This window comes from Stenotrophomonas sp. 3diitr2024, assembly GCF_042136455.1.
In the GTDB taxonomy this organism is placed as follows: domain Bacteria; phylum Pseudomonadota; class Gammaproteobacteria; order Xanthomonadales; family Xanthomonadaceae; genus Stenotrophomonas; species Stenotrophomonas sepilia.
In genome coordinates this window covers 1-4,956 of record NZ_JBHHMJ010000548.1, presented here as the reverse complement: position 1 = coordinate 4,956, position 4,956 = coordinate 1, and the positions used below count along the sequence as shown (strand labels likewise).

Genomic DNA, 4,956 nt, shown 5'->3' with positions numbered 1-4,956 from the left:
TGGCTAAAGCGCCAGGCCGGCCAGTAGAAAAGGGGACGGAGGGGATTAAGTCGTATCAGGCCAGTCAGTGCCGAATGCGACTTAATCCCCTCCGTCCCCTTTTTGCTTGGGGCGGCTGAAACCCAGCATTCACGCCATGTCATGGGAATGCAGGCGCCGCCCGCGTAAGATGGGCGCCCGCAACCCGGTGCCTGTGCCCTTCGCGCGCAACCGCAGTTCGCGTCAAGCACCTTATGTCTACTGCAACCTCCACGCCGCGCTTCAGCAAGGAAGTCGGCGCCACCGGTCTGCTCGCCCTGCCGCTCGTGCTGGGCCATGTGTCCACCGGTCTGATCTCCTTCGTCGACAACGTGATTGCCGGCCACCACGCTACGGCGACCCTTGCCGCAGTCACCATCGGTACGGCGCTGTTGTGGCTGCCGATGCTGATTCCGATCGGCACCCTGATCTCGCTCACCGCCTCGGTGTCGCAGCTGCATGGCGCCGGCCGCGAGCGCGAGATCGGCCCGCTGTTCCGCCAGGCACTGTGGCTGGCGCTGGGGCTGGGGCTGATCATGTTCACCTTCCTCACCGTGGTGCCGCCGCTGCTGCCGGCCTTCGGCATCGCGCCGGACATCGTGCCGGGGGCGACCGCGTTCCTGCATGCGGTGCGCTGGGGTGGCCCGGCGCTGACCCTGTACTTCTGCATGCGTTATCTCAGCGAGGGCATGCACTGGACGCTGCCGACCATGCTGCTCGGCTTCGGTGGCCTGCTGGTGCTGGCACCGATGGGCTACGTGCTGGCCAATGGCAAGCTCGGCTTCCCGGAGTTGGGGGCCGAGGGCCTGGGCATCGCTTCGGCGGTGATGATGTGGCTGCAGGCAACCGCATTCGCCCTGTATCTGTGGCGGACCAAGCGCTTCGCCCATCTGCAGCTGTTCTCGCACTTCGAGGGACCGCGCTGGAAGGCGATCTGGGAGCTGCTGCGCACCGGCCTGCCGATCGGCATCACCGTGCTGATGGAAGGCGGCCTGTTCATCGTCACCGCCTTGCTGATCGGCCGCCTGGGTGCCAATGAAGCGGCGGCACACCAGATCGCGATCAACGTCGCGCAGCTGTGCTTCATGATCCCGATGGGCGTGGCCGAGGCCACCACCGTGCGCGTCGGCCATGCGGTCGGCCGTGGTGACGGCTTCGGCGTACGGCGTGCGGCGTGGGCCGGTTACGCGATCATCATGGGCACGCAGACGTTGTCAGCGGCGGTGCTGCTGTTCGGCCACGATGCCATCGTCGGTGTGTACACCAACGACCTGGCAGTGGCCGGCCTGGCCTCGACCCTGCTGCTGTACGCGGCCACCTTCCAGTTCCCGGACGGCATCCAGGTGCTGTCGGCGGGTGCGCTGCGCGGCCTCAAGGACACCCGCGTGCCGATGTTCATCGCCATGTTCGCGTACTGGGGCCTGGGCATGCCGCTCGGCGCCGGGCTCGGCCTGGGGCTGGGCATGGGCCCGCAGGGCATGTGGATCGGCCTGATCGTCGGCCTGACCGCCGCTGCCATCCTGATGGGCTGGCGCCTGCGCCGCAGCAGCCAGCGCATCGGGCAGTCCGCGCTGTCCTGATCTTCCTGCCTGCCATGCCGACCCATGGCGGGCGATCCCCTGACTTGTGTCCGATGCCGCATCACGCGGCACCGGCTATGCTGGTACCACGGCAAGAAGCCATCCGGAGCGTTCCATGAATCAACCCGTGCCCCCGCTGCCCCCGGCGCGTCGCAACCCCGTCGCCAGTTTCTTCATCGGGCTGTGGGACGTCATGAACTTCACCCGCCGGTTGATCCTCAACCTGGTGTTCTTCGGCCTGCTGTTCCTGCTGCTCGTGATGTTCGTCATCGCCGCCGGCATGGGTGCCGGTGCCAGCAAGTCGCTGCAGGACCGCACGACGCTCGTGATCGCGCCGGAAGGCCGCCTGGTCGAGCAGTTCAGTGCCGATCCGGTCAGCCGCGCACTGGCCAAGGCCGTGGGTGACAACGGTGCCGAAGAGATCCAGCTGCGCGACCTGCTGCGGGTGATCGAGTCGGCCAAGGACGACAAGAAGATCGAGCGCGTGGTGCTGGAGCTGGACAAGCTGCAGCCGTCGGGCTTCGCCTCGCTGCGTGAAGTGGCCGCCGCGCTGCAGGACCTGCGCGCTTCCGGCAAGCAGCTGGTGGCCTACAGCGAGAGCATGGGCCAGTCGCAGTACCTGCTGGCTGCACAGGCCGACGAGGTCTACCTGGACCCGATGGGTTCGGTCGTGCTCGAAGGCCTCGGCCGCTACCGCCAGTACTTCCGCACCGGCCTGCAGGACAAGCTGGGCGTGGACGTGCACCTGTTCAAGGTGGGCGAGTACAAGTCCGCGGCCGAACCGTACGTGCTTGACGCCGCGTCGCCGGCCTCCAAGGAAGCCGACCTGTTCTGGATGAACGATGTGTGGCAGCGCTACCTGGGCGACATCGCCAAGGCGCGCCGCCTGGATCCGGCGCAGCTGGCTGCCGGCATCGACACGCTGCCGGAAGGCATTGCCGCCGCCGGTGGCGACCTGGCCAAGTTCGCGCTGCAGCAGAAGCTGGTGACCGCGCTGAAGACCCGCGAGGAATTCGAGGATCTGATGATCGAGCGCGGCGTGGCCGACGAAGACGCCGACGGTGGTTTCCGCAACGTCGACTTCGGCCGTTACCTGGCCCTGCTCGACGCCCGCCGCAACCCGGTGGACTCGCGTCCGCAGGTGGCCGTGGTGGTGGCTGCCGGCGAGATCAGCGGTGGCGACCTGCCGGCCGGCCGCATCGGCGGCGAGTCGACCTCAGCGCTGTTGCGCGCCGCGCGCGACGACGACAACGTGAAGGCCGTGGTGCTGCGCGTCGATTCGCCCGGCGGTGAGGTGTTCGCCTCCGAGCAGATCCGCCGTGAAGTGGTGGCGCTGCAGGCCGCTGGCAAGCCGGTGGTGGTGTCGATGGGCGACCTGGCTGCCTCCGGTGGCTACTGGATCAGCATGAATGCCGATCGCATCTACGCCGATCCGTCGACCATCACCGGTTCGATCGGCATCTTCGGCATGGTACCGAACTTCAGCCGCGCGCTGGACAAGATCGGCGTGCACACTGACGGTGTCGGCACCACCCGTTTTGCGGGTGCATTCGATGTCACCCGCCCAATGGATCCGGCCGTGGGACAGGTCATCCAGTCGGTGATCAACAAAGGCTACGCCGACTTCACCGGTCGCGTCGCCGACGCGCGCAAGAAGCCGGTCGAGGCCGTGGACGAGGTGGCCCGCGGCCGCGTGTGGAGCGGTGCACAGGCCAAGGAACGCGGCCTGGTCGATGCCTTCGGTGGCCTGAAGGATGCGGTGGCCGATGCGGCCAGCCGCGCCAAGCTGGGCAAGGCCGATGCCTATCGCGTGCGCTACATCGAGAAGGCAGCCACGCCGTTCGCGCAGTTCGTCAGCGGTTTCGCTGGCAGTCGTGCCGGTGCCTGGATGCTGTCCGATTCGGGCATGGCGCGGATGATGCTGGCACGCACGATGCCGGAAGTGGACACTCAGTTGCGCTTCGTCGAGAACGCGGCCCGCGAAAAGGGCAACGGCGCACCGGTGAAGGCGCTGGCGTACTGCTTCTGCGGGTTCTGACCGGCAACGCTATCGAATGAAAACGCCCGGCTCAGGCCGGGCGTTTTCGTTCATGGGGTCGGATTCCTTGGCTTCGCAAAGGGCTCTGACCCCGCCGGTCATTGCGCCGCGTCGGCCTCGGCCTTGCGCTCACGCGCGGCAGCATCATCGACGGTTTTCTGCACGTCCTTGGCGCGGTCCAGCGGCTCGTTGATCGCACGCGACATCGCTCGTGGCACCGGTGGCTTCTCCGGGTTCGGCGTGGGCGGCCGCTGGCAGGCCGCCAGCAGCAGGCTGGCCAGCAGCGACGTGGACAGGATCAGGATGCGCATGGCGGCTCTCCGCGGTGGGCGTATGGGCAAGTGTCGCATCCCCGGCCGAGCGCCGCCGTGAGCGCGTATCCTTGCGGCATCGAAATGCAGTGGGCGCGGCCCCGGAGGACACATGACCCAGCAACGGTGGCGCCTGGACGGCCAGACGGCCCTGATCACCGGCGCCAGCGCCGGCATCGGCCTGGCCATCGCGCATGAATTGGCGGGGCTCGGCGCCGATCTGATGATCGTCGGCCGCGATATCGACATGCTGGAGACCGCGCGCGACGAACTGCTGGATGTGTATCCGCAGCACCAGGTGCATGCGCTGGCCGCGGACGTCTCCGATGACGAGGACCGCCGCCAGATCCTGGACTGGGTGGAAGACCACAGTGATGGCCTGCACATCCTGGTCAACAACGCTGGTGGCAACGTCACCAAGGCAGCCACGGAGTATTCCGAGGACGAGTGGCGCAAGATCTTCGAGACCAACCTGTTCTCGGCCTTCGAGCTGTCGCGCTACGCGCATCCGCTGCTGGCCCGGCACGCGTCGTCCTCGATCGTCAATGTCGGCAGCGTGTCCGGGCTGACCCACGTGCGCAGTGGCGTGGTCTACGGCATGACCAAGGCCGCGATGCACCAGATGACCCGCAACCTGGCCGTCGAGTGGGCCGAGGATGGCATCCGGGTCAACGCGGTGGCGCCCTGGTACATCCGCACGCGGCGCACGTCCGGTCCATTGTCGGACCCGGACTACTACGAGGAAGTGGTCAACCGCACGCCGATGCGCCGCATCGGTGAACCGGAGGAAGTGGCCGCAGCCGTGGGCTTCCTGTGCCTGCCGGCGGCCAGCTATGTCACCGGCGAATGCATCGCAGTGGATGGCGGTTTCCTGCGCTACGGGTTCTGATCATGCGGTGGTAGTGCCGGCCGCTGGCCGGCAACTTCAACGGCAACGTCAAAAGCTGGTTTCCTGTGGGATGCCGGGGCGGTGCGGGTCTGCAGGACACGCCGTAAACCCCTCCTTGGG

At 67.3% G+C, this 4,956-nt stretch carries 4 protein-coding genes; 3 read left to right on the top strand and 1 reads right to left on the bottom strand.

Annotated elements, in window-relative coordinates; translation table 11 throughout:
* Nucleotides 1-233 precede the first annotated feature (233 nt).
* Together ABGA94_RS14025 and sppA are read left to right on the top strand one after the other, a co-directional pair.
* Nucleotides 234-1,598 carry an MATE family efflux transporter gene (locus tag ABGA94_RS14025; protein WP_005419642.1) on the top strand — a complete coding sequence of 455 codons (1,365 nt, stop codon included), beginning with the start codon at nt 234-236 and terminating at the stop codon, nt 1,596-1,598.
* A 115-nt stretch (nt 1,599-1,713) separates the two neighbouring features.
* Complete coding sequence (gene sppA / locus ABGA94_RS14020; RefSeq protein WP_061478137.1) at nt 1,714-3,636, top strand: signal peptide peptidase SppA; 1,923 nt, start codon at nt 1,714-1,716, stop codon at nt 3,634-3,636.
* Nucleotides 3,637-3,734: 98 nt separating this feature from the next.
* On the opposite strand, the gene ABGA94_RS14015 is transcribed toward sppA, so the two are convergent.
* On the bottom strand, nt 3,735-3,947 hold the full coding sequence (locus ABGA94_RS14015; RefSeq protein WP_053496970.1) for a hypothetical protein: 213 nt from the start codon (nt 3,945-3,947) through the stop codon (nt 3,735-3,737).
* A 112-nt stretch (nt 3,948-4,059) separates the two neighbouring features.
* Here ABGA94_RS14015 and ABGA94_RS14010 point away from each other — a divergent pair, with 112 nt between their 5' ends.
* Nucleotides 4,060-4,836, top strand: a complete 777-nt coding sequence (locus tag ABGA94_RS14010) for an SDR family oxidoreductase (protein WP_005419635.1) — start codon at nt 4,060-4,062, stop codon at nt 4,834-4,836.
* Nucleotides 4,837-4,956 lie beyond the last annotated feature (120 nt).

What these genes read in the sequence shown, in the direction of transcription:
- ABGA94_RS14025 (WP_005419642.1), top strand. Translation starts at nt 234, where the DNA reads ATGTCTACTGCAACCTCCACGCCGCGCTTCAGCAAGGAAGTCGGCGCC.
- sppA (WP_061478137.1), top strand. Translation starts at nt 1,714, where the DNA reads ATGAATCAACCCGTGCCCCCGCTGCCCCCGGCGCGTCGCAACCCCGTC.
- ABGA94_RS14015 (WP_053496970.1), bottom strand. Translation starts at nt 3,947, where the DNA reads ATGCGCATCCTGATCCTGTCCACGTCGCTGCTGGCCAGCCTGCTGCTG.
- ABGA94_RS14010 (WP_005419635.1), top strand. Translation starts at nt 4,060, where the DNA reads ATGACCCAGCAACGGTGGCGCCTGGACGGCCAGACGGCCCTGATCACC.